Here is a 26,713-nt window from a genome sequence, read left to right as displayed (position 1 = left end):
GGATGTACCTCAGGCCTTGGCCGTTACATCGATCGACTGGCCGTCGGCCAGGCGAACGTACGCCTTGCGCCAATCGCCGCGGCGGCCAGCACGGTTACGGAAGGACTTGTTCTTGCCCTTGACGTTGACCACGTTGACGGCTTCGACCTTGACGTCGAACAGCTGCTCAACCGCGGCCTTTACATCGGCCTTGGTGGCTTCGTTCGAAATTTCGAAGACATACTGGTTGGAGAGTTCCTGCAGGCGCGCGGTCTTTTCGGAGACACGCGGGGCACGCAGCACGCTGAAGATTTTTTCGTTGCTGTTCATGCCAGCCACTCCTCGACCTTCTTGACCGCGTCAGCGGTGATGACGACCGTGTCGGCACCAACCAGGGACACCGGGTCCAGACCCTGCACGTCACGCACTTCCACGTAGGGAACGTTGCGGGCCGACAGGTACAGGTGCTCGGAGGCTTCCTCGGTGACGATCAGCGGGCGCTTGCCCACTTCCAGGCCGGCCAGCTTGGCGATCAGACCCTTCGTGCTGGTCGCTTCGACGTCGAAGGACTCCACGATGGTCAGACGGCCCTGACGGTTCAGCTCGGACAGGATCGCGCACATGGCGGCACGGTACTGCTTACGATTGACCTTCTGCTCGAAGCTGCGCGGCTTGGCCGCGAAGGTGACACCGCCGCCGACGAAGATCGGAGCCGTCAGTGCGCCATGACGCGCGCCGCCGCCCTTCTGCTTCTTCGACTTCTTGGTGGTACCAGCCACTTCGGAGCGAGTCTTCTGTGCCTTGGTGCCGGCGCGACCGGCGTTGCGGTAAGCAACGACGACCTGGTGGACCAGATCTTCGCTGAAATCGCGACCGAACACGGCGTCGGAGACCGAGACCTTGTTGTTGCTACCCGTGATAACGAGTTCCATCGTCATCTCTCCTTATGCCTTGCTCGCCGGACGGACGATCACGTCGCCACCCGCCGCGCCCGGAACGGCGCCGCGAACTGCGATCAGACCGCGCTCGACGTCGACCTTGACCACTTCCAGGTTCTGGGTGCTCTGCTGCACCGCGCCCATGTGGCCCGACATCTTCTTGCCCGGGAAAACGCGACCCGGGGTCTGGCGCTGACCCAGCGAACCCGGCGCGCGATGCGACAGCGAGTTACCGTGGGTTGCATCGCCCATACGGAAGTTGTGGCGCTTGATGGTGCCCTGGAAACCCTTACCCTTGGTGACACCCTGGACGTCGACGATCTGGCCGACTTCGAAGATGTCCGCCTTGACTTCGCCGCCAACGGCGAAATCGCCGAGCTGCGCGTCTTCAACGCGGAATTCCCACAGGCCACGACCCGCTTCCACCTTCGCCTTGGCGAAGTGGCCGGCTTCCGGCTTGTTGACCAGGGCAGCGCGACGCGCGCCGACGGTCACCTGCACGGCGCTGTAGCCGTCGGTTTCGACGGTCTTGATCTGCGCGATGCGGTTGGGGGTTGCTTCGATCAGGGTCACCGGGATGGAGCGGCCATCTTCAGTGAACACGCGGCTCATGCCAGCCTTGCGGCCCACGAAGCCCAACGAATACTTCTTCGTCATGGTCGTAGTCCTCAGGTCAGCTTGATCTGAACGTCGACGCCGGCAGCCAGTTCGAGCTTCATCAGCGCGTCCACGGTCTTGTCATTCGGGTCAACGATATCGAGCACGCGCTTGTGCGTGCGGGTCTCGTACTGGTCACGCGCGTCCTTGTCGACGTGCGGGGAAACGAGGACGGTGTAACGCTCGATCTTGGTCGGCAGCGGGATCGGGCCACGCACTTGCGCGCCGGTCCGCTTGGCCGTTTCAACGATCTCGCTGGCCGAACGGTCGATCAGACGATGATCGAACGCTTTCAGCCGGATCCGGATCTTTTGGTCCGCCATGGCGGTAGGTTCCTTCGTTAAAAGAGCGACAGACAAAGCCTCTGGGTTGCTTTGTCCCGTGAAATCCCTGAATACAGACGGCCCGCACTCCTGCAGGCCGACAAGGTCAATCCATAGACCCCAAAAACGTAGGCAGGCCAGTTTCCCGGTCTGCCCAGACGTGGAAGCATAATGGCACGCAAGGCAGCTGTCAACAGTTGCCTGTTGACGCCGCCTGAATGGCATTGACCGTTCCTGGTCCGGGGAACACAAGGCACATCCTGTGCCTGCTTTCCCATTTGATACGCCCCGATGCCCTACCCAGGCAACATCGGGGCGCAGATACTACCAGATTACGCGATGATCTTCGAGACCACGCCGGCGCCGACGGTACGGCCGCCTTCGCGGATGGCGAAGCGCAGGCCTTCGTCCATTGCCACCGGGTTGATCAGCTCGACAACCATCTTCACGTTGTCGCCCGGCATCACCATCTCGACGCCTTCCGGCAGGTTGGCCTTACCGGTGATGTCGGTGGTACGGAAGTAGAACTGCGGGCGGTAGCCGTTGAAGAACGGGGTGTGACGGCCGCCTTCGTCCTTCGACAGCACGTACACTTCGCCTTCGAAGGTGGTGTGCGGCTTGATGGTGCCCGGCTTGGCCAGAACCTGGCCGCGCTCGACGTCGTCACGCTTGGTGCCGCGCAGCAGCAGACCGGCGTTGTCGCCTGCCTGGCCCTGGTCCAGCAGCTTGCGGAACATTTCGACGCCGGTCACGGTGGTCTTCTGCACCGGACGGATGCCGACGATTTCGATTTCTTCGCCGACCTTGATCACGCCGCGCTCGATACGACCGGTCACCACGGTGCCGCGGCCCGAGATCGAGAACACGTCTTCCACCGGCATCAGGAACGGCTTGTCGACGGCACGCTCCGGCTCCGGAATCCAGGTGTCCAGCGCGTCGACCAGCTTGATGATCGCCGGCACGCCGATGTCGCTCTGGTCGCCCTCCAGCGCCAGACGAGCCGAACCCGAGATGATCGGGGTGTCGTCGCCCGGGAACTCGTACTTGCTCAGCAGTTCGCGGACTTCCATTTCGACCAGTTCCAGCAGCTCAGCATCGTCAACCATGTCGGCCTTGTTCAGGAACACGACGATGTACGGCACGCCGACCTGACGCGACAGCAGGATGTGCTCGCGGGTCTGCGGCATCGGGCCGTCAGCGGCCGAGCACACCAGGATCGCGCCGTCCATCTGGGCGGCACCGGTGATCATGTTCTTGACGTAGTCAGCGTGGCCCGGGCAATCGACGTGAGCGTAGTGACGGGTGGTGGATTCGTATTCGACGTGCGCGGTCGAGATCGTGATACCACGAGCCTTCTCTTCCGGAGCGGCGTCGATTGCCGAGTAATCCTTGAATTCGCCACCGAAGCGCTCGGCACCGATCTTGGTCAGTGCGGCGGTCAGCGTGGTCTTGCCATGGTCGACGTGACCGATGGTGCCGACGTTGACGTGCGGCTTGGTGCGCTCGAACTTACCCTTTGCCATTGTTGTTTACCTTGATTTTGAAAGTGGTTTTCAGGAGAGGCTGAGCGAGGCTCAGCCCTTCTTCATGACGGCTTCGGCGATGTTGTTCGGCGCCGGCTCGTAATGGTCGAATTCCATGGTGAAGGTGGCGCGGCCCTGGGTCTGCGAACGCAGCGCAGTGGCGTAGCCGAACATTTCACCCAGCGGGATCATCGCGTTGATGATCGAAGCGGAGCCGTCACCGGTGGTGTCGGAACCCTGCAGCACGCCGCGACGACGGCTGACGTCGCCCATCACGTCACCCTGGTAGTCTTCCGGGGTCACGATCTCGACCTTCATGATCGGCTCCAGCAGGACCGGCTTGGCCTTGGAGAAGCCCTGCTTGAAGGCCATCGACGAGGCCAGCTTGAACGCCATTTCCGACGAGTCGACGTCGTGGTACGAGCCGAACACCAGCTTCACCTTGACGTCCACGACCGGGAAGCCAGCCAGCGGACCGCTGGTGATGGTTTCGCGCAGGCCCTTTTCGATCGACGGGATGAATTCCTTCGGAATCACACCACCGGTGATGTCGTTGATGAACAGGAAGTCGTCCTTGATCAGCGGAGCGATCTTGGCATCGGCACGGTCTTCAGCGGTGATCGGCGACAGTTCGATCACGACGTGACCGTACTGACCCTTACCACCGGACTGCTTGGCGTGCTTGTAGTCCGACTTCACGTCAGCCAGGGTGATGGTTTCGCGGTAGGCCACCTGCGGCGCGCCGACGTTGGCTTCAACGTTGAACTCGCGCTTCAGGCGGTCGACGATGATGTCCAGGTGCAGCTCGCCCATGCCCGAGATGATGGTCTGGCCGGATTCTTCGTCGGTCTTGACGCGGAACGACGGATCTTCCTGCGCCAGACGGCCCAGGGCCAGACCCATCTTTTCCTGGTCCGACTTGGTCTTCGGTTCGACGGCCATCGAGATCACCGGCTCCGGGAACGTCATGCGCTCCAGGATGATCGGCTGGTCGATCGAGCACAGGGTGTCACCGGTGGTGGTGTCCTTCAGGCCCACGGCAGCGGCGATGTCACCGGCCAGAACTTCCTTGATTTCTTCGCGGTTGTTCGAGTGCATCTGCAGGATGCGGCCGATGCGCTCCTTCTTGCCCTTCACCGAGTTCAGCACGGTGTCGCCGCCATTCAGGGTGCCCGAGTAGACACGGAAGAAGGTCAGCGCGCCGACGAACGGGTCGGTGATGATCTTGAAGGCCAGCGACGAGAACGGAGCCTTGTCGTCGGACTTGCGGGTCATGGCGACGTTTTCGTCGTCCACGTCGGTACCGGTCACGTCCGGCACGTCAACCGGCGACGGCAGCAGCTGGATCACGCCGTCCAGCATGGCCTGCACGCCCTTGTTCTTGAACGCCGAACCGCAGTACATCGGGACGATTTCGGTGGCCAGGGTACGGGTACGCAGCGCGTTGATGATTTCCGACTCGGCCAGCTCTTCGCCGCCCAGGTACTTTTCCATCAGCTCTTCGCTGGCTTCAGCCGCGGTCTCGATCATGAAGGTACGGGCTTCTTCAGCCTTTTCCTGCAGCTCGGCCGGGATTTCGCCGTACTCGAACTTCATGCCCTGCGAAGCTTCATCCCAGTGGATGGCCTTCATCTTCAGCAGGTCGACAACGCCCTTGAAGCCTTCTTCAGCGCCGATCGGCAGCTGCATCGGCACGGCGACGGCGCCGAGCTTGGCCTTCAGCTGGTCACGGACCTTGTAGAAGTTGGCGCCGGTGCGGTCCATCTTGTTGACGAACGCAATGCGCGGCACCTTGTAGCGGTTGGCCTGGCGCCACACGGTTTCCGACTGCGGCTGCACGCCACCGACGGCACACAGCACGAACACCGCACCGTCGAGCACGCGCAGCGAGCGCTCCACTTCGATGGTGAAGTCGACGTGCCCGGGGGTGTCGATGATGTTGAAGCGGTGCTCCGGCAGGGACTTGTCCATGCCCTTCCAGAACGCGGTGGTGGCAGCGGACTGGATCGTGATGCCACGTTCCTGTTCCTGCTCCATCCAGTCCATGGTGGCGGCGCCGTCGTGCACTTCACCGATCTTGTGGCTCTTGCCGGTGTAGAACAGGATGCGCTCGGACGTGGTGGTCTTGCCGGCATCGATGTGGGCCATGATGCCGAAGTTACGGTAACGCTCGATGGGAGTGGAACGGGCCACGGGGAGCCTCTCAGATTTCTTGGATTTCGGATGGCCGAACGCCGCCTTGCGGCGGCCTTCGGATTGGCGCAGCCCTTCTGGGGCCGCGAGGCAGCACCGTGATGGTGCTGCCCTGCCTGTTTTACAAGGCCGTCAAACTCACCAGCGGTAGTGGGCGAATGCCTTGTTGGCTTCGGCCATGCGGTGGGTTTCTTCGCGCTTCTTGATGGCGCCACCACGGTTTTCCGCGGCGTCGATCAGTTCAGCAGCCAGCTTCTTCGGCATGGTGTTCTCACCACGCTTGCGCGCGGAGTCGATCAGCCAACGCATGGCCAGGGCCATCTTGCGCGAGGCGCGCACTTCGACCGGCACCTGGTAGGTGGCGCCGCCGACGCGACGCGACTTCACTTCGACCGCCGGTGCGACGTTGTCCAGAGCCTTCTGCACCAGCTCGATCGAGTTGGCGTTCTTCTCGGAGATGACGTCCATGGCACCGTACACGATCTTTTCAGCGACGGACTTCTTGCCGCTCTGCATGACCATGTTGATGAAACGGGCGATGGTTTCGCTTCCGTGCTTCGGATCCGGCAGGACGGAACGCTGCGGAGTATTACCCTTACGCGACATAGTGGTCTCTCCTTATGCCTTCGGACGCTTGGCGCCGTACTTGGAACGGGCCTGGCGACGCTTGGCAACGCCGGCGGCGTCGAGCGAGCCACGAACGGTGTGGTAACGCACACCCGGCAGATCCTTGACGCGACCGCCACGGATCAGGACCACGGAGTGCTCCTGCAGGTTGTGGCCTTCACCGCCGATGTAGGAAATGACTTCTTCCTGGTTGGTCAGGCGGACCTTGGCAACCTTGCGCAGAGCCGAGTTCGGCTTCTTCGGGGTGGTGGTGTAGACGCGCGTGCAGACGCCACGGCGCTGCGGGCACTTATCGAGCGCCGGCGAGGCACTCTTGTACGTAGTAGCTTGCCGCGGCTTGCGGACCAGCTGGTTGATCGTCGCCATCAGTAGGTTCTTCTGATTGGTGGCCGGAAATCCGGCCAGAGATGCGGAAATGTTAAAGCAGGCCAAATTTCTGGCCTGCTGAGACAGACGATTGTAGCAACCTGTCAGGAACGCAGTCAAACGCGTTCTGTCAAGCCCGTTCCTGATCCTGGAACGTTACTGGGGGGCCTCCATGTACCCCGTTCAGGTTGGCCGGGTGAACCGCGAGCGGTCCACCCTGCCCTGTCCCAATCCCGTCGTTGCACCGACGGGGTGGTCCGGCGTTGCGGCCGGACCGGTATTTCAGTCTTCCGAAGCCTGTTCAGCTTCCACTTCGGCGGCCGGTGCTTCAGCCGCGGCCGGGGTACCGGTCAGGGCCTGCATCTCCGAGTCGGTGAGACCCGAAGCGCCACGACGGCGGCTGCTGTGGTAGGACAGGCCGGTACCGGCCGGAATCAGACGGCCGACGATGACGTTTTCCTTCAGGCCGCGCAGGTTGTCCTTGGTGCCGCGGACGGCAGCTTCGGTCAGCACGCGGGTGGTTTCCTGGAACGACGCCGCCGAGATGAACGATTCGGTGGCCAGCGATGCCTTGGTGATACCCAGCAGCACCGGATCGAAGTGAGCCGGCAGTTCGCTGCGGGTGGCCAGGCGCGCATTCTCCTCGATCACGCGCTGACGCTCCACCTGTTCACCGTTCAGGAACTTGCTGCTGCCCTGGTCGGTGATCTCGACCTTGCGCAGCATCTGGCGGGTGATGACTTCGATGTGCTTGTCGTTGATCTTCACGCCCTGCAGGCGGTACACGTCCTGGATTTCCTTCACCAGATAGGCGGCCAGCGGTTCGACACCCAGCAGACGCAGGATGTCCTGCGGGCTCGGTTCGCCGTCCACGATGGTTTCGCCCTTGGTCACGTGCTCACCTTCGAACACGATCACCTGGCGGTACTTCGGAATCAGCTCTTCGTGTTCCGAACCATCGGTGTCCTTGATGATCAGGCGCTGCTTGCCCTTGGTGTCCTTACCGAAGCTGATGATGCCCGAACGCTCGGCCAGCACCGCCGGATCCTTCGGCTTGCGCGCTTCGAACAGATCGGCCACGCGCGGCAGACCACCGGTGATGTCGCGGGTCTTGGACGCTTCCTGCGGGATCTTGGCGACCACGTCGCCCACGCCCACCGGCGCGCCGTCCTGCAGGTTGACGATCGAACGCGGCGGCAGCAGGTACTGCGCCGGCAGATCGGTGCCCGGGATGGACAGGTCGTTGCCCTTGGCGTCGACGATGCGCACGATCGGGCGCAGGTCCTTGGCCTGTGCACCACGACGCTTCGGATCGGTGATTTCGCGCGAAGCCAGACCGGTCAGTTCATCGGTCTTTTCGATGACGGTGATGCCGTCGACGAAGTCGATGAAGCGGATGAAACCGGCCACTTCCGACACGATCGGGTGGTTATGCGGATCCCAGTTGGCCACGGTCTGGCCAGCCTTGATCGCATCACCGTCCTTGGACGTGATGGTGGCACCGTACGGCAGCTTGTAACGCTCACGCTCACGGCCGTGGGCATCGAGCACCGAGATTTCGCCCGAGCGCGACACTGCCACCAGCGAGCCGTTGGCGTGCTCGACCGACTTGAGGTTGCTGAACTTGACCGAACCGGTGGTCTTGACGGTGATGTTGTCGACCGCAGCAGCTCGCGACGCCGCACCACCGATGTGGAACGTACGCATGGTCAGCTGGGTACCCGGCTCACCGATGGACTGGGCGGCGATGACGCCGACCGCTTCACCGATGTTGACCAGGTGGCCACGGGCCAGATCGCGGCCGTAGCAGCGAGCGCAGACGCCGAAGGCCGATTCGCAGGAGATGGTCGAGCGGACCTTGATGGTCTGCACGCCGGCATCTTCCAGCTTGGCCACCCAGGCTTCGTCGAGCAGGGTGTTGCGGGTCACGATCGGATCTTCGTCGTTGCCCGGCAGGAACACGTCCTCGGCAACCACGCGACCCAGCACGCGGTCCTTCAACGGCTCGACCACGTCGCCGCCTTCCACGATCGGGGTCATGATCAGGCCTTCGGTGGTACCGCAATCCACCTCGGTGATCACCACGTCCTGCGCCACGTCGACCAGACGACGGGTCAGGTAACCCGAGTTCGCGGTCTTCAGCGCGGTATCGGCCAGACCCTTACGGGCACCGTGGGTGGAGTTGAAGTACTCCTGCACGTTCAGGCCTTCGCGGAAGTTCGCCTTGATGGGCGTCTCGATGATCGAGCCATCGGGACGGGCCATCAGGCCGCGCATGCCGGCCAGCTGACGGATCTGCGCCTGGCTGCCTCGCGCACCGGAGTCGGCCATGATGTACAGCGAGTTCATCGACTTCTGGTCGATGGTTTCGCCCTTGGCGTTGACCACCTTCTCGGTACCAATGGTGTCCATCATCGCCTTGGCGATGCGTTCATTGGTACGCGACCAGATGTCGACCACCTTGTTGTAGCGCTCGCCGGCGGTGACCAGGCCCGACTGGTACTGCTCCTGGATTTCCAGCACTTCGGCTTCGGCCTCGGTGAGGATGCCCTTCTTCTCGTCGGGGATCAGCATGTCGTCGATGCCGATGGAGACGCCGGCGCGGGTCGCGTAGGCGAAGCCGGTGTACATCAGCTTGTCGGCGAACACGACCGTGTCCTTCAGACCCAGCTGGCGGTAGCTGGAGTTGATCAGGCGGCTGATGTTCTTCTTGGTCAGCTCGGTGTTGGCCAGCGCGAACGGCAGGCCTTCCGGCAGGATTTCAGCCAGCAGGGCGCGACCGATCGTGGTGTCCACGATCGAGGTCTTGTTCTGCTTGTTGCCTTCCTCGTCGGTCACCACTTCGGTGATGCGGACCTTGACGCGCGCGTGCAGTTCCACCACGCGGTTGTCGTAGGCGCGCTTGACTTCGGCGATGTTGGCGAAGGCCATGCCCTCGCCCTTCTTGTTTTCCAGCGAGCGGGTCATGTAGTACAGACCCAGCACGACGTCCTGCGACGGCACGATGATCGGCTCGCCGTTGGCCGGCGACAGGATGTTGTTGGTGGACATCATCAGCGCACGCGCTTCCAGCTGGGCTTCCAGCGAGAGCGGCACGTGGACGGCCATCTGGTCACCGTCGAAGTCGGCGTTGAACGCGGTGCAGACCAGCGGGTGCAGCTGGATGGCCTTGCCTTCGATCAGCACCGGCTCGAACGCCTGGATGCCCAGACGGTGCAGGGTCGGCGCACGGTTCAGCATCACCGGGTGTTCGCGGATGACCTCTTCCAGGATGTCCCAGACTTCGGCTTCTTCGCGCTCGACCAGCTTCTTGGCGGCCTTGATGGTGGTGGCCAGGCCACGACGCTGCAGCTTGGCGAAGACGAACGGCTTGAACAGTTCCAGCGCCATCTTCTTCGGCAGGCCGCACTGGTGCAGGCGCAGGTACGGACCGACCACGATGACCGAACGGCCCGAGTAGTCCACGCGCTTGCCCAGCAGGTTCTGGCGGAAGCGACCCTGCTTGCCCTTGATCATGTCGGCCAGCGACTTCAGCGGGCGCTTGTTGGTGCCGGTGATGGCACGGCCGCGACGGCCGTTGTCCAGCAGCGCATCGACCGATTCCTGCAGCATGCGCTTTTCATTGCGCACGATGATGTCCGGCGCGCTCAGTTCGAGCAGGCGGCGCAGGCGGTTGTTACGGTTGATGACGCGGCGGTACAGGTCGTTCAGGTCGGAGGTCGCGAAGCGGCCGCCGTCCAGCGGGACCAGCGGACGCAGGTCCGGCGGCAGCACCGGCAGCACGGTCATGACCATCCATTCCGGACGGTTGCCCGATTCCAGGAAGGCTTCGATCAGCTTGATGCGCTTGGTCAGTCGCTTCAGCTTGGTTTCCGAACCGGTGCTGGCGATTTCTTCGCGCAGGCGGGTCATTTCCGACTGCAGGTCGATGGTGCGCAGCAGTTCGTACACGGCCTCGGCGCCCATGGCGGCGTCGAAGTCGTCACCGTGCTCCTGGCGGGCCTGCAGGTACTGTTCTTCGGTCAGCAGCTGGCGGCGCTCCAGGGCGGTCAGGCCCGGCTCGGTCACCACGTAGGCTTCGAAGTACAGCACGCGCTCGATGTCGCGCAGGGTCATGTCCAGCATCAGGCCGATGCGCGACGGCAGCGACTTCAGGAACCAGATGTGCGCGACCGGCGATGCCAGGTCGATGTGGCCCATGCGCTCGCGGCGCACCTTGGCCAGGGTCACTTCGGTGCCGCACTTTTCGCAGACCACGCCGCGGTGCTTCATGCGCTTGTACTTGCCGCACAGGCACTCGTAGTCCTTCACCGGGCCGAAGATGGCGGCGCAGAACAGGCCGTCACGTTCCGGCTTGAAGGTACGGTAGTTGATGGTTTCCGGCTTCTTCACTTCGCCGAAGGACCACGAGCGGATCAGGTCCGGCGAGGCCAGCGCGATCTTGATCGCGTCGAAGTCCAGCGTCTGGCGCTGCTGGTTGAAGAGGTTGAGCAGGTCTTTCATGGTGTTCTCCGAAAGGAGGAATGCTGTGTCGATGGGCTTTCAGTTCACTGCCAGCGGCGCGGCGGCGGTAACCGCCGCGCCGGCATGGATCAGTTGTCTTCCAGTTCCATGTTGATGGCCAGCGAGCGGATTTCCTTCACGAGCACGTTGAAGGATTCCGGCATGCCCGCGACCATCTCGTGCTCACCGTCGACGATGTTCTTGTACATCTGGTTGCGGCCCTGCACGTCATCGGACTTCACCGTCAGCATTTCCTGCAGGGTGTAGGCCGCGCCGTAGGCTTCCAGCGCCCAGACTTCCATTTCACCGAAGCGCTGGCCGCCGAACTGCGCCTTGCCGCCCAGCGGCTGCTGGGTGACGAGCGAGTACGGACCGGTCGAACGGGCGTGCATCTTGTCGTCGACCAGGTGGTTCAGCTTCAGGTAGTGCATGTAGCCAACGGTGGTGTGGCGATCGAAGGCTTCACCGGTGCGGCCGTCGTACAGCTGGGTCTGGCCACTGCTCGGCAGGTCGGCCAGTTCCAGCATGCGCTTGATTTCCGCTTCGGTGGCACCGTCGAACACCGGGGTGGCCATCGGCACGCCGTCGGTCAGGTTGCGGGCCAGGCGCAGCAGTTCCTCGTCGCTGAACTGCGACAGGTCGACACGGTTGGCCACGTTGGTGTCATCGTGGTTGTAGATGTCGTCCAGGAACTTGCGCAGGTCGGCCACGGCCGCCTGGGCTTCCATCATCGCCTGGATCTTGCGACCCAGACCCTTGGCGGCCCAGCCCAGGTGCACTTCCAGGATCTGCCCGATGTTCATACGCGACGGCACGCCCAGCGGGTTCAGCACGATGTCCACGGTTTCGCCCGAGGCCATGTACGGCATGTCCTCGACCGGCACCACGTTGGACACCACACCCTTGTTGCCGTGGCGGCCTGCCATCTTGTCGCCCGGCTGGATGCGGCGCTTCACGGCCAGGAACACCTTGACCATCTTCAGCACGCCCGGGGCGAGGTCGTCGCCGGCGGTGATCTTGCCGCGCTTGTCGGCGAAGCGACGCTCGAATTCCTTCTCGTGCGCCTGGATCTGCTTCTGTGCGCGCTCGATGGCTTCCGAAGCGTCCTCGTCCTTCATGCGCAGGGCGAACCAGTCGGCCTTCTTCAGACCGTCCAGGAAGGCGTCGGAGATCACGTCGCCCTTCTTCAGGCCGGCGCCACCGTTGACCACCTTGCCCACGATCTGCGAACGCAGACGCATGTAGATGGCCGCTTCCAGGATGCGGAACTGGTCGTCGAAGTCCTTCTTGACGCGCTTGATTTCAGACTCTTCGATCTGACGGGCGCGCTTGTCCTTCTCGATGCCATCGCGGGTGAAGACCTGCACGTCGATGACGGTGCCGTCCATGCCCGGCGGAACGCGCAGCGAGCTGTCCTTCACGTCCGAAGCCTTCTCGCCGAAGATCGCGCGCAGCAGCTTCTCTTCCGGGGTCAGCTGGCTTTCGCCCTTCGGGGTGACCTTGCCGACCATGATGTCGCCGGCGCGGACTTCGGCACCGATGTACACCACGCCGCTTTCGTCCAGGCGGTTCAGCGCCTGCTCGGAAACGTTCGGGATGTCGGCGGAGATTTCCTCCGGCCCCAGCTTGGTGTCACGCGCAACGCAGGTCAGCTCTTCGATGTGGATCGTGGTGTAACGATCCTCTTCCACCACGCGCTCGGAGAGCAGGATGGAGTCTTCGAAGTTGTAGCCGTTCCACGGCATGAACGCGATCAGCATGTTCTGGCCCAGGGCCAGTTCGCCGATGTCGGTGGACGGACCGTCGGCCAGCACGTCGCCGCGGGCGATGATGTCGCCCACCTGGACCAGCGGACGCTGGTTGATGCAGGTGTTCTGGTTCGAACGGGTGTACTTGACCAGGTTGTAGATGTCCACGCCGGCATCGGTTGCGCCGACGATTTCTTCTTCAACCACCTTCACCACGATGCGCGCGGCGTCGATCTGCACGATCTCGCCACCACGACGGGCGTTCACGGTCACACCCGAGTCACGGGCCACGGCGCGTTCGATGCCGGTACCCACCAGCGGCTTCTGCGCACGCAGGGTCGGCACGGCCTGGCGCTGCATGTTGGCGCCCATCAGTGCACGGTTGGCGTCATCGTGCTCCAGGAACGGAACCAGCGCGGCTGCGATCGACACGGTCTGCATCGGCGAGACGTCCATGAAGTGGACTTCTGCCGGCGGCTTCAGCAGCGATTCGCCCTGGAAGCGGCAGGGAACGAACTGCTCGGTCAGCACGCTGTTGGCGTCGGTCAGCGCGTTGGCCTGCGCAATGACGTACTCGTTTTCTTCGATGGCCGACAGGAATTCGACTTCGTCGTACACCTTGCCGTCCACGACCTTGCGGTACGGGGTCTCGAGGAAACCGTACTGGTTGGTGCGGGCGTACACGGCCAGCGAGTTGATCAGGCCGATGTTCGGGCCTTCCGGGGTTTCGATGGTGCAGACGCGGCCGTAATGGGTCGGGTGCACGTCGCGCACTTCGAAGCCGGCGCGCTCACGGGTCAGACCGCCCGGGCCCAGGGCCGAGACGCGACGCTTGTGGGTCACTTCCGACAGCGGGTTGTTCTGGTCCATGAACTGCGACAGCTGCGAGGAGCCGAAGAACTCCTTGATGGCTGCGGCGACCGGCTTGGCGTTGATCAGCTCCTGCGGGGTCAGGCCTTCGGACTCGGCCATCGACAGGCGTTCCTTGACCGCGCGCTCGACGCGGACCAGGCCCACGCGGAACACGTTTTCGGCCATTTCACCGACCGAACGCACGCGACGGTTGCCCAGGTGATCGATGTCATCGACCACGCCGCGACCGTTGCGGATCTCGGTCAGGACCTTGATCACGTCCAGGATGTCGGAGCTGTCGCCGTGGGCGGCAACCAGGCGCTTGGATTCTTCGTCGTTACGCTCGCCGTAGTACTTGCGGTCGTACAGCACGGCTTCGCCGGTGGTTTCCTTGCGGCCCACGCGACGGTTGAACTTCATGCGGCCGACCGCGGACAGGTCGTAGCGCTCGAAGGTGAAGAACAGGTTGTGGAACAGGTTCTGCGCGGCATCCTTGGTCGGCGGCTCGCCCGGACGCATCATGCGGTAGATTTCGACCAGGGCTTCCAGCTGGGTCTTGGTCGGATCGATGCGCAGGGTGTTGGACAGGTACGGGCCACGATCCAGGTCGTTCACCCACAGGGTGCCCACCGCATCGACGCCGGCCTTGCGGAAGTTCTGCAGCTGTTCGTCGCTGATTTCGTCGTTGGCCTGGGCCAGCAGTTCACCGGTCGACGCATCAACCACGTCGTGCGACAGGATGCGGCCGACGATGTAGTCGTCCGGCACGGCCAGGGCGGCAATGCCCGAGGCTTCCAGCTGCTTGATGTGGCGCGCGGTGATGCGCTTGCCGGCTTCCACGATGACCTTGTCGCCGTCGGCGAGGTCGAAGCCCAGGGTTTCGCCACGCAGGCGCTCGGGCACCAGCTCCAGCTGGACGCCTTCATCCGGGTTGATGTGGAAGGTGTTGATCTCGAAGAACTCGGCCAGCATCTCTTCGTTGCTGTAGCCAAGCGCGCGCAGCAGGATCGACACCGGCAGCTTGCGGCGGCGGTCGATACGGGTGAACAGCGCGTCCTTCGGGTCGAACTCGAAGTCCAGCCAGGAGCCGCGGTAAGGAATGATGCGGGCGCTGTACAGCAGCTTGCCCGAGCTGTGGGTCTTGCCACGGTCGTGGTCGAAGAACACACCCGGCGAGCGGTGCAGCTGCGAGACGATGACGCGCTCGGTGCCGTTGACGATGAAGGTGCCGTTTTCGGTCATCAGCGGGATTTCGCCCAGATAGACCTCCTGCTCCTTCACGTACTTGATGGCCTTGGTCGACGACTCACGGTCGTAGATGACCAGGCGCACGGTGACGCGCAGCGGCGCGCCGTAGCTCATGCCACGCTGGCGGCACTCACGCTCGTCGAAGACCGGGTCGCCCAGCTTGTAGCCGACGTATTCCAGGGCGGCATTGCCGCTGTAGCTGGCGATCGGGAAGACCGACTTCAGCGCAGCGTGCAGGCCGTAATCGGCGCGCTTGGCCGGATCGACGTTTTCCTGGAGGAAATCACGGTAGGAATCCACCTGGATGGCGAGCAGGAAGGGAACTTCCAGGATCGAGCGCTGCTTGCCGAAATCCTTGCGGATGCGCTTTTTTTCGGTGAACGAATAGGACGTCATGAGGTCTTCCACCTTGTTGTGCGGGTCGTGCGTCCACAACCCGAAGGGAACTTGAAATTGTCAGTTGGAAGTCGCTGGTATTGCCGGCACCAGCACGCCTTCTCCCGCTACTTCCAACTGCCAACTCGTCTGCTACCGCGCCCCTGCTGCCGCGCGCTGCGCTGGCCGGCCGGGGTTTGACTGCAGCCCGTGTTGGGCTTTTTGCCGCTTGTTGCATCCACGCATGGCGTGGATCTACCGACGTGTTCCACGCAGGGCGTGGATCTACCGATGGGTTCGGATCCACAGCACCGCAGGAACGACCAAAGGCCGGGGGCTTACGCCCCCAGCCTTGGCTGCATCGCCGTGAATCGATGACGATGCAAGGGAAGTGCTTACTTGACTTCGACAGTCGCGCCAGCAGCTTCCAGGTCCTTCTTCATCTTCTCGGCTTCGTCCTTCGAAGCGCCTTCCTTCAGGACGCCACCGGCTTCGGCCAGGTCCTTCGCTTCCTTCAGGCCCAGGCCGGTGATGGCGCGGACGGCCTTGATGACTTCGACCTTCTTGTCGCCGGCAGTCTTCAGGGTGACGGTGAATTCGGTCTGCTCTTCAACAGCGGCAGCCGGGCCAGCGGCAGCAGCCACGGCAACCGGAGCAGCGGCGGAGACGCCGAACTTTTCTTCGATGGCCTTGACCAGCTCCATCACTTCCATCAGGGACTTCTCGGCGATGGCGTCGACGATCTGTTCGTTGGTAAGGGACATGATAATTACCTTTGGATGTTTTTCTGGATTGAGGTTCCGTCAGGAACCACGATTAGTCGAAACTCAGGCGGTCTCGGCGGCCGGTTCAGCAGCGTCGGCGGCGACGTCGCCACCACCCTGCTTGTCGCCGATTGCCTTGATGGCGCGGGCAAACATCGTGACCGGCTCGGTCAGGACGCGGGCCAGCATGGCCAGGGCCTGGTCGCGGGTCGGCAGCGATGCCAGCACGTCGACGTGGCTTGCCGGGAACACTTCACCACCGATGGCGACGACCTTAGCCTTCAGCTTGTCGTTGCCCTTGGCGGCTTCCTTGATCAGGCGACCGGCTGCGCCGGGCTCCTCGAGCGAGAACGCGTACAGCAGCGGACCAACCATCTGGTCCTGTGCGACTGCGAACTCGGTGCCTTCAACAGCGCGCGACGCCAGGGTGTTCTTGACAACCTTCAAGAAAACACCGGTTTCACGAGCCTGCTTACGCATCGCGGTCATCTGAGCGACCGTGGTGCCAGCGTATTCAGCTGCGATCAAGGAGTGGGCCTTGGCGGCGACGTCTGCCAGCTCGGCGACTACTTCTTGCTTCTGGGACAGATTGAGAGCCATTGCACTCCTCCAATTGAACTCCGCTTACGGCTCCTGCCGTGTGCGGTCCTGTGCGGCATCCGTCCTGGACGCCGGGAACATCGGAATGATGTTCCGGGGGTGGGCCGTTCCAGACCTGGAGTGCAATCGGGGAAGATCCCAGACGTGCGTGAACCAGAAAAACTCCAGAAGGGCACCATCTACGCAGGTTGATTCCGGGGAATCGATTAAGCGGTCATTGCTGCGCCGGCGGCGACTCCCTGCCATATCGAGCTTCCGTGCCCGTCGCCGGTATTGCCACGACCGCGCCTGCGGTCTTTGACGGCTACCGCCGGCGGTGTACGGCCGGCGATGCCTTCAAATGTCACGGTCACGGTGCCCGAAGGTACCGTGACCGCTTGAAACAATTACTTCAGGGTCAGCGACGACTGGTCGACGGTGACGCCCGGGCCCATCGTCGAGCTGACCGAAACCTTCTGCAGGTAGGTGCCCTTCGAGGTAGCCGGCTTGGCCTTGATCAGGTCCAGCAGCAGCGCGGTCAGGTTCGACTTCAGCGCGTCTTCGGCGAAGTCGGCCTTGCCGATGGTGCAGTGGATGATACCGGCCTTGTCGGTGCGGTAACGGACCTGGCCCGACTTGGCGTTCTTCACGGCTTCACCCGGGTTCGGGGAAACGGTGCCGACCTTCGGGTTCGGCATCAGGCCGCGCGGGCCCAGCACGGTGCCCAGCTTACCAACGACGCGCATGGCATCCGGGGTCGCGATGACGACGTCGTAGTTCAGATCGCCGGCCTGCATCTTCTCGGCCAGGTCGTCCATACCGACGGCTTCGGCGCCAGCGGCCAGGGCTTCGTCAGCCTTGGCACCGGCCGGAGCGAACACGGCAACGCGGACCGACTTGCCGGTACCAGCCGGCAGCACGGTGGAGCCACGGACCTGCTGGTCGGACTTCTTCGCATCGACGCCCAGGCGCACGGCAACGTCGATCGACTCGACGAACTTGGCCTTGGTGGCGCTCTTCAGGATGTTGATCGCGTCCTCGAAGGCGTACGACTTGCCCGGGACAACGGCGGCCTTGATGGCCTTCTCACGCTTGGTCTGTGCCATCTTATTAACCCTCCACCACGAGGCCCATGGAACGGGCAGAGCCAGCGATGGTACGCACGGCGGCGTCCAGGTCGGCGGCAGTCAGATCCGGTTCCTTCGCCTTGGCGATCTCTTCCAGCTGCTTACGGGTGACCTTGCCGACCTTCTCGGTGTTCGGGCGCTTGGAGCCCGACGAGATGCCAGCGGCCTTCTTCAGCAGGGTGGTGGCCGGGGTGCTCTTGGTGATGAAGGTGAACGTACGGTCCGAGTAGGCCGTGATGATCACCGGAACCGGCAGACCCGGCTCGAGCTTCTGCGTGGCAGCGTTGAACGCCTTGCAGAATTCCATGATGTTCAGGCCGCGCTGACCCAGCGCAGGACCGACCGGCGGCGAGGGGTTGGCCTGACCGGCCTTCACCTGCAGCTTGATGTAACCGACAACTTTCTTTGCCATTTGAGTGCTCTCCGGGTGCTAGCGCCTTTCGACAACAGGCTCCCCATCGGACCGGGAATCACGCGTCCCGGCATCGCGTTTTGAAATCATGCCGAAGGCCACCTTGCGGCGGCCTGGCTCCGCTGGCATCCCAGCGGGAGCCGCGCACTATAGCAGGTTTTTTCTTCACGTGCCTGAAGCAGCACGTAAACGAAGGAAACCGGGCAATGCCCGGTTCCTCTTGTAGAGTCGAGCCATGCTCGACTGAACCACCCTCCGAGGCCGAGAGTCGAGCATGGCTCGACTCTACAGGCGGTCAGACGGCCTTTTCGACCTGGCCGAACTCGAGCTCGACCGGGGTGGCACGACCGAAGATCAGCACCGAGACGCGCAGACGGCTCTTCTCGTAGTTGACTTCTTCGACGACGCCATTGAAATCGTTGAACGGGCCGTCGGTGACGCGGACCATCTGGCCCGGCTCGAACAGCACCTTCGGGCGCGGCTTTTCCACGCCTTCCTGAACGCGGTTCAGGATGGCCTCGGCTTCGGAATCGGCGATCGGCAGCGGACGATCGGCGGTGCCGCCGATGAAGCCCATCACGCGCGGGGTTTCCTTCACCAGGTGCCAGCTTTCGTTGTCGATGCGCGGAATGCCGGCTTCTTCGTGGGTCTCGATCTGGACCAGCACGTAACCCGGGAAGAACTTGCGCTCGGAACGACGCTTCTGACCGGCACGCATCTCGACCACTTCTTCGGTCGGGACCAGGACGTCGCCGAAGCGCTCTTCCATGCCATCACGGGCGATGCGATCACGCAGGGCCTGCGCAACCGACTTCTCGAAGCCCGAATAGGCGTGAACGACGTACCAACGCTTCATGCATTTCTCCTTAGCGGCTCAGGAACCACTGAGTCAGTTTCTGGATCAGGAAGTCGAAGCCACCCAGCAGCAGACTGAGGATGACCACCACGACAATCACGACCCAGGTCATGCGAACGGCTTCCTGGCGCGTCGGCCAGACCACCTTGCGCAGTTCGAAGCGCGACTCGGAGAGGAATTCGCGGGTGTCGCGCCCCTTGCCGGTCAGCATGAACACGCCGACACCGCCAACCAGACCGACCACCACCGCCAACGCACGCAGCTGACCCGTCCACGCCCCCAACTGGGTGGCACGACCGGAATCAGCGGAGAACCAGAACCAGACGAACAGACCAGCCAGCACCAGCAGCGAGGCCAGGGCGTACTTGACGATATCCCCACCGGTGGCGGAAGTATCCTTGGAGTGTTCGATCTTGCTATTCATCGGGCTATATCTGCTTTAGCGACGGCTGGGCCGCTGGATAGGGTGGCAGATGGCACGCCAGGAGGGACTCGAACCCCCAACCTGCGGTTTTGGAGACCGCTGCTCTGCCAATTGAGCTACTGGCGTACAGATTGAAACTTGCCTTCCCTTAGACGGCGAAGGCGGACCGAGGTTCCCGGCCCGCCATTCGCGTAACCGGCGGCGCTATGCAACCGCCGGCACTGCAGGCTTACGCGATGATCTTGGAGACCACGCCGGCGCCGACGGTACGGCCGCCTTCGCGGATGGCGAAGCGCAGGCCTTCGTCCATTGCCACCGGGTTGATCAGCTCGACAACCATCTTCACGTTGTCGCCCGGCATCACCATCTCGACGCCTTCCGGCAGGTTGGCCTTACCGGTGATGTCGGTGGTACGGAAGTAGAACTGCGGGCGGTAGCCGTTGAAGAACGGGGTGTGACGGCCGCCTTCGTCCTTCGACAGCACGTACACTTCGCCTTCGAAGGTGGTGTGCGGCTTGATGGTGCCCGGCTTGGCCAGAACCTGGCCGCGCTCGACGTCGTCACGCTTGGTGCCGCGCAGCAGCAGACCGGCGTTGTCGCCTGCCTGGCCCTGGTCCAGCAGCTTGCGGAACATTTCGACGCCGGTCACGGTGGTCTTCTGCACCGGACGGATGCCGACGATTTCGATTTCTTCGCCGACCTTGATCACGCCGCGCTCGATACGACCGGTCACCACGGTGCCGCGGCCCGAGATCGAGAACACGTCTTCCACCGGCATCAGGAACGGCTTGTCGACGGCACGCTCCGGCTCCGGAATCCAGGTGTCCAGCGCGTCGACCAGCTTGATGATCGCCGGCACGCCGATGTCGCTCTGGTCGCCCTCCAGCGCCAGACGAGCCGAACCCGAGATGATCGGGGTGTCGTCGCCCGGGAACTCGTACTTGCTCAGCAGTTCGCGGACTTCCATTTCGACCAGTTCCAGCAGCTCAGCATCGTCAACCATGTCGGCCTTGTTCAGGAACACGACGATGTACGGCACGCCGACCTGACGCGACAGCAGGATGTGCTCGCGGGTCTGCGGCATCGGGCCGTCAGCGGCCGAGCACACCAGGATCGCGCCGTCCATCTGGGCGGCACCGGTGATCATGTTCTTGACGTAGTCAGCGTGGCCCGGGCAATCGACGTGGGCGTAGTGACGGGTGGTGGATTCGTATTCGACGTGCGCGGTCGAGATCGTGATGCCACGCGCCTTTTCTTCCGGCGCGGCGTCGATCGCCGAGTAGTCCTTGAATTCACCACCGAAGCGCTCGGCACCGATCTTGGTCAGTGCGGCGGTCAGCGTGGTCTTGCCGTGGTCGACGTGACCGATGGTGCCGACATTGACGTGCGGCTTGGTGCGCTCGAACTTACCCTTGGCCATGGCTGCTTATCTCGAATTCGTCTGAGAGGTGATGCTTAAGATGGTGCTCACGAAAGGAATCGAACCTTCGACCTCTTCCTTACCAAGGAAGTGCTCTACCGACTGAGCTACGTGAGCCGAGTTTTGCATTATGACACGAACTCGATAATATTCAAAGTTCATTCAATGGAGCGGGAGACGGGAATCGAACCCGCACCATCAGCTTGGAAGGCTGAGGTTCTACCATTGAACTACTCCCGCGCCGGGAATGTCACAACGTGAAACTGGTGGAGGGAGGTGGATTCGAACCACCGAAGGCGTAAGCCAGCAGATTTACAGTCTGCCCCCGTTGGCCGCTTGGGTATCCCTCCTTACCGCCCCATCCCGTGCCGCCGAAGCGGTGCGGTGTGTGGTGGTGAGCCGCTTATTCTGCTGATGAGGCGGGGGGCTGTCAACGCTTTTTTCCACTTTTTTCACACGTTGTTGCAAACCCCTTGATGCACAAGGTTATTGCCCGGGAAGCGGCAGGGGATCGCTGGCGAAAATAGCGACATGTGGCACACCGTTGGCGCCAATCCAGCCCCGATACATGCCCTGGGTGTTGAACGGCGTGGCCATTTTTCCGTCTGCGGCGAGCACGATCGCGCCACCGTCGCCGCCCATCTTCGGAATCATCTCGTTGATCACCGCCCTGCCCGCCTGTTCCGGCGACTGCGCCTGGTAGCGGATGCGCGCGCAGATCTCGTGCGCCGCCGCGGTACGGATGTAGTACTCACCCCAGCCGGTACCGGACACGGCGCACTGCGCGTCGGCCCAGGTGCCGGCGCCGATGATCGGCGAATCGCCGACCCGACCGTAGCGCTTGTTGGTCATGCCGCCGGTGGAGGTGCCTGCCGCCAGATGGCCCTGCGCGTCCAGCGCCACCGCACCGACCGTGCCGAAGTGCCTGGCCGTTTCCAGATCGGCATGGGCCTGGCCACTGGCCTCTTCCTTCAGTGCCCGCTGCAGCTGCTGCCAGCGCTTTTCGGTACGGAAGTAGGAGGGATCGACCAGGGTGATGCCCTGCTCGGCGGCAAACGCCTCGGCACCCTGCCCCACCATCATCACGTGGCGGGATTTCTGCATGACCGTCTGCGCCAGCAGGATCGGATTGCGCACCCGCTGCACGCCCGCCACCGCACCGGCGGCCTGGCTGGCGCCGTCCATCACCGCCGCATCCAGCTCGTTGCGCCCGTCATGGGTGAACACCGCGCCCTTGCCTGCGTTGAAGGTCGGATCGTCCTCCAGCACGGTGATCGCGGCCGTCACTGCGGCCAGCGCCGGGCGGCCCGCGGCCAGCTCGGCGTGGCCCTTCAGCAACGCCGCCTTCAAGGCGTCGCGCGCCGCCTTTTCCTCGGCAGGCGACAGGTCCTTGCGCTCCACGCCTGCGCCGCCATGGATGACCAGCAGCGGTGAGGGTGCAGCCGCCTGCGCGAGCAGGGGCAGGGACAACAGGGCAGACAGCGCCAGGCGCAGTTTCATCGGGTACGTCTCCAGGGGAATGAGGTTCGATAGCGCCGGGCCACGCCCGACGCTAGCGGCGGGTGAGCTCGATCAGGCCGTCATCGATGTCAGCCAGCATCTGATCGTCCACGTCGGCCTGGAAATCATCAAGCCGCAGGCGGCCACCCGAGGCGACCACCGTGACCGGCACGGCATGGAAGCGCAGCGGCTCGCCGTCGACCAGGTGGTCGGCGCCACGCCCGGGGCGCACCACCCAGACCTTGCCCTGCCCGTCCGCGCTGTAGACACGGGCCTGGCCATCGGGCTCCACGCACAGGGCGGTATCTTCGTCCACGCCGATGCCGACCATGTCCGGATCGCCACTGTCCTGCGCGGCCCGGGCGACGAAGACGATCAGGCGGCCGAGGCGGTCGCGCTTGTCGAAGTGGGTGTCGGTGACCACGCGCTGCAGGTAAGGCATCTGCAGGAAGCCATGGTCGAGGGTGACGGCCGCGCCACGCGGGTCGGCCAACGCACTGGCCGAATCGATGCTGCCGCCATCCAGCGCGCCATAGGCATAGCCACCCAGGATCGCCAGCCCGGCACTGGTTCCAGCGATCGGCTTGCCGGCGCGGACGTGGGCATTGAGGGCCCGGTTGAGCGCCGTGCCCTTCCAGAAGCGGATGTAGCGGGCCTGGTCGCCGCCGGCGATGAAGATCGCGTCGGCCGCCGCAACCACCCGCAGCACGGCCGGATCGTCGGCACCGCGGCGACTGTCGAAGACCAGGGTCTGGACCGCGGTGGTGCCGCCAATGTCGTTGTGCAGGCGTTGCTGCAGGTCGTCGCCGCCGGAGGCGCGCAGGATCAGCACACGGCCGTTGCCCGCCTGCCGCAACCACCACTGGAAGGCCTCCGGCACCCACTCGCCGCCGCCCATCAGCATCATCGCCGGCGCGCGCGGGCCCGGTCGGGGCGCGTCGAGGTCGCCGGTCTCGTAATAGGCAAAGCCGGGATCCTGCAGGGTCTGTGCAGCGGCCGGGAGCGCCCACACCAGCGCGATCCCCGTGCACAGGGCCAGGCGAAGCCAGAGACCGGAAAAGGCCCGTCGCATGCTGATCTCCCTGAACAGAATCGACTTGCAACCGTTTTCACTCTTTGCCAGATAGAAAGACAGTAGTCAAGGACATAAAAAAGGCGTTAAATGCGCGCGCCCATCCGGGAAAACTGAATGGGGGACAGGGCCCCTCCTCTGCGGGCCGGCATCACTTCCGGGAATTCTTCATGCGTAGACAGGCGATGGCGTGGTCGATCCAGCTGGCGTTGATGGGGGTGGCTGCTTCGGCCGCGGCCCAGGATCCGGCGACCGCTTCGGTTCAACAATTGGACGCGGTGCAGGTCACCGGCTCGCGCATTCCGCGTGCGCAGGTGGAAGGCCCGGCACCGATCACCGTGATCAGCGCCGAGCAGATCCAGTCGGCCGGCTTCACCAGCGTGCCGGACGTGCTGCGCGCGATGACCCAGAACGGCGGCGAGACGCAGAGCCAGCAGTCGTCCAGCGGCGCCGACTTCTCGCCCGGCGCACAGCAGGTCGATCTGCGCGGGCTGGGCCCGAACCACACGCTGGTGCTGGTCAACGGCCGCCGCATTGCCGACTTCCCGATGCCGTTCCAGGGCCGCAGCAACTTCACCGACGTGTCCAACATTCCGCTGGGCATGATCGAGCGCATTGAAGTGCTGACCGGCAGCGCCTCGGCCATCTACGGCTCGGATGCGATTGCCGGCGTGGTCAACTTCATCCTGAAGAAGCAGGCCGATGGCACCACGGTGGACGTGCGCATGGGCACCACCACCGAAGGCGGCGGCGACTCGTTCGACATGAGCCTGGCCAGTGGCTTCAGCCGCGGCAACTTCAACGCGGTGTACAGCATGGAGCTGCAGTCGCAGACCCCGCTGTGGGCGTACGAGCGCGAACAGCAGGATTCGACCCAGGACGGCCCCACCGAGGGCTCGCGCATCGCCCGCCGCGCTTACCTGCGCACCGACTACAACGATGACTACCTGGACCCGGGTGCGGCCACCTGCGATGCCCTGGCCGTGCAGAACAACGGCAGCACCTACCATGCCTTCCGCCCGCGCTACGGTTACTACTGCGGCAGCGATGCGTCGATCGGCTACGGCACCATCCTCAGCAAGCGCCGCGGCGCCAATGGCTACGCCTCGCTCAGCTACGACTTCGACAACGGCCAGCAGTGGTTCGCCGATGTGCAGCTGGGCTACCACAGCCTGGCGCTGATGCGCGATGTCACCTCGTGGGGCCGCATGGCCGCCGATGGTGACGAGTCGGGCTACTTCAACAATGCCGCCACCGGTGAAATCGAGTTCTGGCAGCGCCAGTTCTCGCCGGAGGAAATGGGCGGCCTGCGCAACGCCATGGTGCGCAGCACGCAGAAGACCTTCAGCGTGACCACCGGCTTCAAGGGCAACCTGGCCGGCAACTGGGATTACGAAGCCGCGCTGAGCCATTCGCAGTACCAGTCGCGGATCAGCTGGCCGCAGATCGTGGCGGCCAAGGCCAACGATCTGTTCCTGGGCCCGCAGCTGGGCGAGGATGATGATGGCTTCCCGATCTACAACGCCGATCCGGACCGCCTGTACCGTCCGCTGACCCGCGCCGAATACGATTCGATCGCCGCGCGCACCACCTATACGCCGAAGTCGCGCACGGAAACGGCCGCCTTTACCCTGACCAATGGCGCGCTGTTCGGTCTGCCCGGCGGCGATGCCGGTTTTGCCGCCACCATGGAAGTGGGTCAGCAGGCCTACGCACTGAACCCCGATCCGCTGGCCACGCAGTACTACTACTACAGCTGGAAGGATTCCAACGGCGAAGGCTCGCGCAACCGCTGGGCCACCGCCGCCGAGCTGCGCATGCCGCTGCTGGACAGCGTGAACCTGAGCGTGGCCGGCCGTTACGACCAGTACCGCTATTCGGGCAACACGATCGGCAAGGCCACCTGGAGTGGCGGCCTGGAGTGGCGACCGATCGACACGCTGCTGGTGCGCGGCTCCTACGGCACCGCGTTCCGTGCGCCGGACCTGCACTACGTGTACGCCGGCCCCGGCAACGACGAGACCGCCGGCAACGACTACTACGGCTGCCTGAGCGACGGCGCCGATGACTGCAGCGACTACGAAGAGAACCTGATCCGCAGCCGCGAAGGCAACCGTCGCCTCGATCCGGAAACCAGCACCTCGTGGAGCGCCGGTTTCGTCTGGTCGCCCGGCGGCGGCTTCGACATCAGCGCGGACTGGTTCGACATCGACATGCGCAACCAGGTGCAGGACATGAACGTGGACGCGATCCTGCGCGACGAGGCGGCCTGCCGCCTGGGCGAGGTGGACGCCACCTCGGCCACCTGCGTGGATGCCCTGGCCCGGGTGACCCGCACCGACGACGGCCGCCTGTACGGCGTGCACGTGAACCCGGTGAACATCGCCCGCGAGCGCACCCAGGGTGTGGACGTGGGCCTGCGCTGGCGCGTGCAGACCGGCATCGGCGAGTTCTCCTTCAACGGCAACCACACCTGGGTGAAGAAGCACGACTTCCAGCAGTTCCCGGGCGATCCGGTGGAAGACCAGTTCGCGGTGAACAGTGGCTTCGACATTCCGCGCACCAAGACCAGCCTGAGCGTGACCTGGGAGAAGGCGGCGTGGTCGGCCACGGTGTACGGTTCGCGCCTGGGCAAGCTGCCGACCTCGGACAGCTACGACCAGGTGTTCGACTGGGACAGCGGGGACAGCCCGTACATCAAGGCGACCTACCGCTACAACGCGTCGGTGCAGTACCGCTTCGACGACCACGCGCGGCTGTCGCTGTCGGTGGTGAACGTGTTCAACAAGATGCCGCCGAAGGACGCCTCGTACACGGCGTACCCCTACTACGACGTTTCCTGGTTCGACACGGTGGGGCGCACGATCAACCTGCAGTACACCCACAAGTTTGGTGGCAGCGCGCTGTAAGGCGCACTGCAGCGCAGGCTGTGGAGAACAGGGCCCGCCATTGGCGGGCCTTGTTCGTTTGGGCACGGGGCTTTGGTAGATGCCCACCTTGGTGGGCATGGGCCTGCCGCGCGCCCACCAAGGTGGGCGACTACCAGAGCACAGGATGCGAGGGTAACCGGGCTTTGGTAGATGCCCACCTTGGTGGGCATGGACCTGCCGCGCGCCCACCAAGGTGGGCGACTACCAGAGCACAGGATGCGAGGGAAACCGGGCTTTGGTAGATGCCCACCTTGGTGGGCATGGACCTGCCGCGCGCCCACCAAGGTGGGCGACTAC

The 26,713-nt window shown here is 63.7% G+C and carries 20 protein-coding genes and 4 tRNA genes; 1 reads left to right on the top strand and 23 read right to left on the bottom strand.

The features are described 5' to 3' along the window. Window positions 1–9 precede the first annotated feature (9 nt). From rplW to G4G00_RS01995, 23 genes are all read right to left on the bottom strand, one after another. Complete coding sequence (gene rplW, locus G4G00_RS02105) at window positions 10–309, bottom strand: 50S ribosomal protein L23 (RefSeq protein WP_049470489.1); 300 nt, start codon at window positions 307–309, stop codon at window positions 10–12. Next, on the bottom strand, window positions 306–911 hold the full coding sequence (rplD, locus tag G4G00_RS02100; protein WP_102944279.1) for a 50S ribosomal protein L4: 606 nt from the start codon (window positions 909–911) through the stop codon (window positions 306–308). Before rplD ends, rplW begins: the two co-directional genes overlap by 4 nt. Window positions 912–923: 12 nt before the next feature. Next, window positions 924–1,574 (bottom strand): 50S ribosomal protein L3, encoded by a 651-nt coding sequence (gene rplC / locus G4G00_RS02095; RefSeq protein WP_004145336.1) that lies wholly within the window; start codon window positions 1,572–1,574, stop codon window positions 924–926. 11 nt (window positions 1,575–1,585) lie between these two features. After that, window positions 1,586–1,897 carry a 30S ribosomal protein S10 gene (gene rpsJ / locus G4G00_RS02090; RefSeq protein WP_005408208.1) on the bottom strand — a complete coding sequence of 104 codons (312 nt, stop codon included), beginning with the start codon at window positions 1,895–1,897 and terminating at the stop codon, window positions 1,586–1,588. A 332-nt stretch (window positions 1,898–2,229) separates the two neighbouring features. Then, the gene (gene tuf / locus G4G00_RS02085) at window positions 2,230–3,420 is read right to left on the bottom strand and encodes an elongation factor Tu (RefSeq protein ID WP_108752270.1); all 1,191 of its coding nucleotides are present in this window, start codon (window positions 3,418–3,420) and stop codon (window positions 2,230–2,232) included. 51 nt (window positions 3,421–3,471) lie between these two features. Then, entirely contained in the window at window positions 3,472–5,613 is a 2,142-nt protein-coding gene (gene fusA, locus G4G00_RS02080; RefSeq protein WP_108748655.1) for an elongation factor G, read from the bottom strand. 138 nt (window positions 5,614–5,751) lie between these two features. Beyond that, window positions 5,752–6,219, bottom strand: a complete 468-nt coding sequence (gene rpsG / locus G4G00_RS02075; protein WP_108748654.1) for a 30S ribosomal protein S7 — start codon at window positions 6,217–6,219, stop codon at window positions 5,752–5,754. Between the two features lie 12 nt (window positions 6,220–6,231). Then, window positions 6,232–6,606, bottom strand: a complete 375-nt coding sequence (gene rpsL, locus G4G00_RS02070) for a 30S ribosomal protein S12 (protein WP_004145320.1) — start codon at window positions 6,604–6,606, stop codon at window positions 6,232–6,234. A 282-nt stretch (window positions 6,607–6,888) separates the two neighbouring features. Then, the gene (gene rpoC / locus G4G00_RS02065; RefSeq protein WP_108748653.1) at window positions 6,889–11,109 is read right to left on the bottom strand and encodes a DNA-directed RNA polymerase subunit beta'; all 4,221 of its coding nucleotides are present in this window, start codon (window positions 11,107–11,109) and stop codon (window positions 6,889–6,891) included. Window positions 11,110–11,198: 89 nt separating this feature from the next. Further along, window positions 11,199–15,353: a DNA-directed RNA polymerase subunit beta gene (rpoB, locus tag G4G00_RS02060; protein WP_108751480.1), complete on the bottom strand. Its 4,155-nt coding sequence runs from the start codon at window positions 15,351–15,353 to the stop codon at window positions 11,199–11,201. Window positions 15,354–15,727: 374 nt separating this feature from the next. Beyond that, on the bottom strand, window positions 15,728–16,096 hold the full coding sequence (rplL, locus tag G4G00_RS02055) for a 50S ribosomal protein L7/L12 (RefSeq protein ID WP_108752271.1): 369 nt from the start codon (window positions 16,094–16,096) through the stop codon (window positions 15,728–15,730). 63 nt (window positions 16,097–16,159) lie between these two features. Next, window positions 16,160–16,696, bottom strand: coding sequence for a 50S ribosomal protein L10 (gene rplJ / locus G4G00_RS02050; protein ID WP_108748651.1), 537 nt, complete (start codon window positions 16,694–16,696; stop codon window positions 16,160–16,162). Window positions 16,697–17,082: 386 nt separating this feature from the next. Further along, entirely contained in the window at window positions 17,083–17,781 is a 699-nt protein-coding gene (rplA, locus tag G4G00_RS02045; RefSeq protein ID WP_108748650.1) for a 50S ribosomal protein L1, read from the bottom strand. 4 nt (window positions 17,782–17,785) lie between these two features. Next, window positions 17,786–18,214 (bottom strand): 50S ribosomal protein L11, encoded by a 429-nt coding sequence (rplK, locus tag G4G00_RS02040; protein WP_004145248.1) that lies wholly within the window; start codon window positions 18,212–18,214, stop codon window positions 17,786–17,788. A gap of 295 nt (window positions 18,215–18,509) precedes the next feature. Then, a complete protein-coding gene (nusG, locus tag G4G00_RS02035; protein ID WP_108748649.1) occupies window positions 18,510–19,070 on the bottom strand; it encodes a transcription termination/antitermination protein NusG in 561 nt (186 codons plus the stop codon). Between the two features lie 10 nt (window positions 19,071–19,080). After that, window positions 19,081–19,494, bottom strand: a complete 414-nt coding sequence (gene secE, locus G4G00_RS02030; protein WP_108748648.1) for a preprotein translocase subunit SecE — start codon at window positions 19,492–19,494, stop codon at window positions 19,081–19,083. A gap of 50 nt (window positions 19,495–19,544) precedes the next feature. Further along, window positions 19,545–19,620 (bottom strand) — tRNA-Trp (locus G4G00_RS02025). A gap of 103 nt (window positions 19,621–19,723) precedes the next feature. Continuing rightward, window positions 19,724–20,914 carry an elongation factor Tu gene (gene tuf / locus G4G00_RS02020; protein WP_108752270.1) on the bottom strand — a complete coding sequence of 397 codons (1,191 nt, stop codon included), beginning with the start codon at window positions 20,912–20,914 and terminating at the stop codon, window positions 19,724–19,726. A 41-nt stretch (window positions 20,915–20,955) separates the two neighbouring features. After that, window positions 20,956–21,031: transfer RNA gene (locus G4G00_RS02015), tRNA-Thr, on the bottom strand. 49 nt (window positions 21,032–21,080) lie between these two features. Continuing rightward, window positions 21,081–21,154: transfer RNA gene (locus G4G00_RS02010), tRNA-Gly, on the bottom strand. Window positions 21,155–21,178: 24 nt separating this feature from the next. Beyond that, window positions 21,179–21,264 (bottom strand) — tRNA-Tyr (locus G4G00_RS02005). A 136-nt stretch (window positions 21,265–21,400) separates the two neighbouring features. Next, complete coding sequence (locus tag G4G00_RS02000) at window positions 21,401–22,414, bottom strand: isoaspartyl peptidase/L-asparaginase (RefSeq protein ID WP_164270962.1); 1,014 nt, start codon at window positions 22,412–22,414, stop codon at window positions 21,401–21,403. A 52-nt stretch (window positions 22,415–22,466) separates the two neighbouring features. After that, window positions 22,467–23,426 carry a cyanophycinase gene (locus G4G00_RS01995; protein WP_240336066.1) on the bottom strand — a complete coding sequence of 320 codons (960 nt, stop codon included), beginning with the start codon at window positions 23,424–23,426 and terminating at the stop codon, window positions 22,467–22,469. Window positions 23,427–23,656: 230 nt separating this feature from the next. Here G4G00_RS01995 and G4G00_RS01990 point away from each other — a divergent pair, with 230 nt between their 5' ends. Next, window positions 23,657–26,395 carry a TonB-dependent receptor gene (locus G4G00_RS01990; RefSeq protein WP_164270958.1) on the top strand — a complete coding sequence of 913 codons (2,739 nt, stop codon included), beginning with the start codon at window positions 23,657–23,659 and terminating at the stop codon, window positions 26,393–26,395. Window positions 26,396–26,713: the final 318 nt, after the last annotated feature.

Origin of the sequence: Stenotrophomonas sp. B1-1, assembly GCF_010894375.1 — a bacterium.
Taxonomy (GTDB): Bacteria; Pseudomonadota; Gammaproteobacteria; order Xanthomonadales; family Xanthomonadaceae; genus Stenotrophomonas.
The sequence above is the reverse complement of the archived record's forward strand: the minus strand, read 5'-3'. Positions and strand labels throughout refer to the sequence as shown.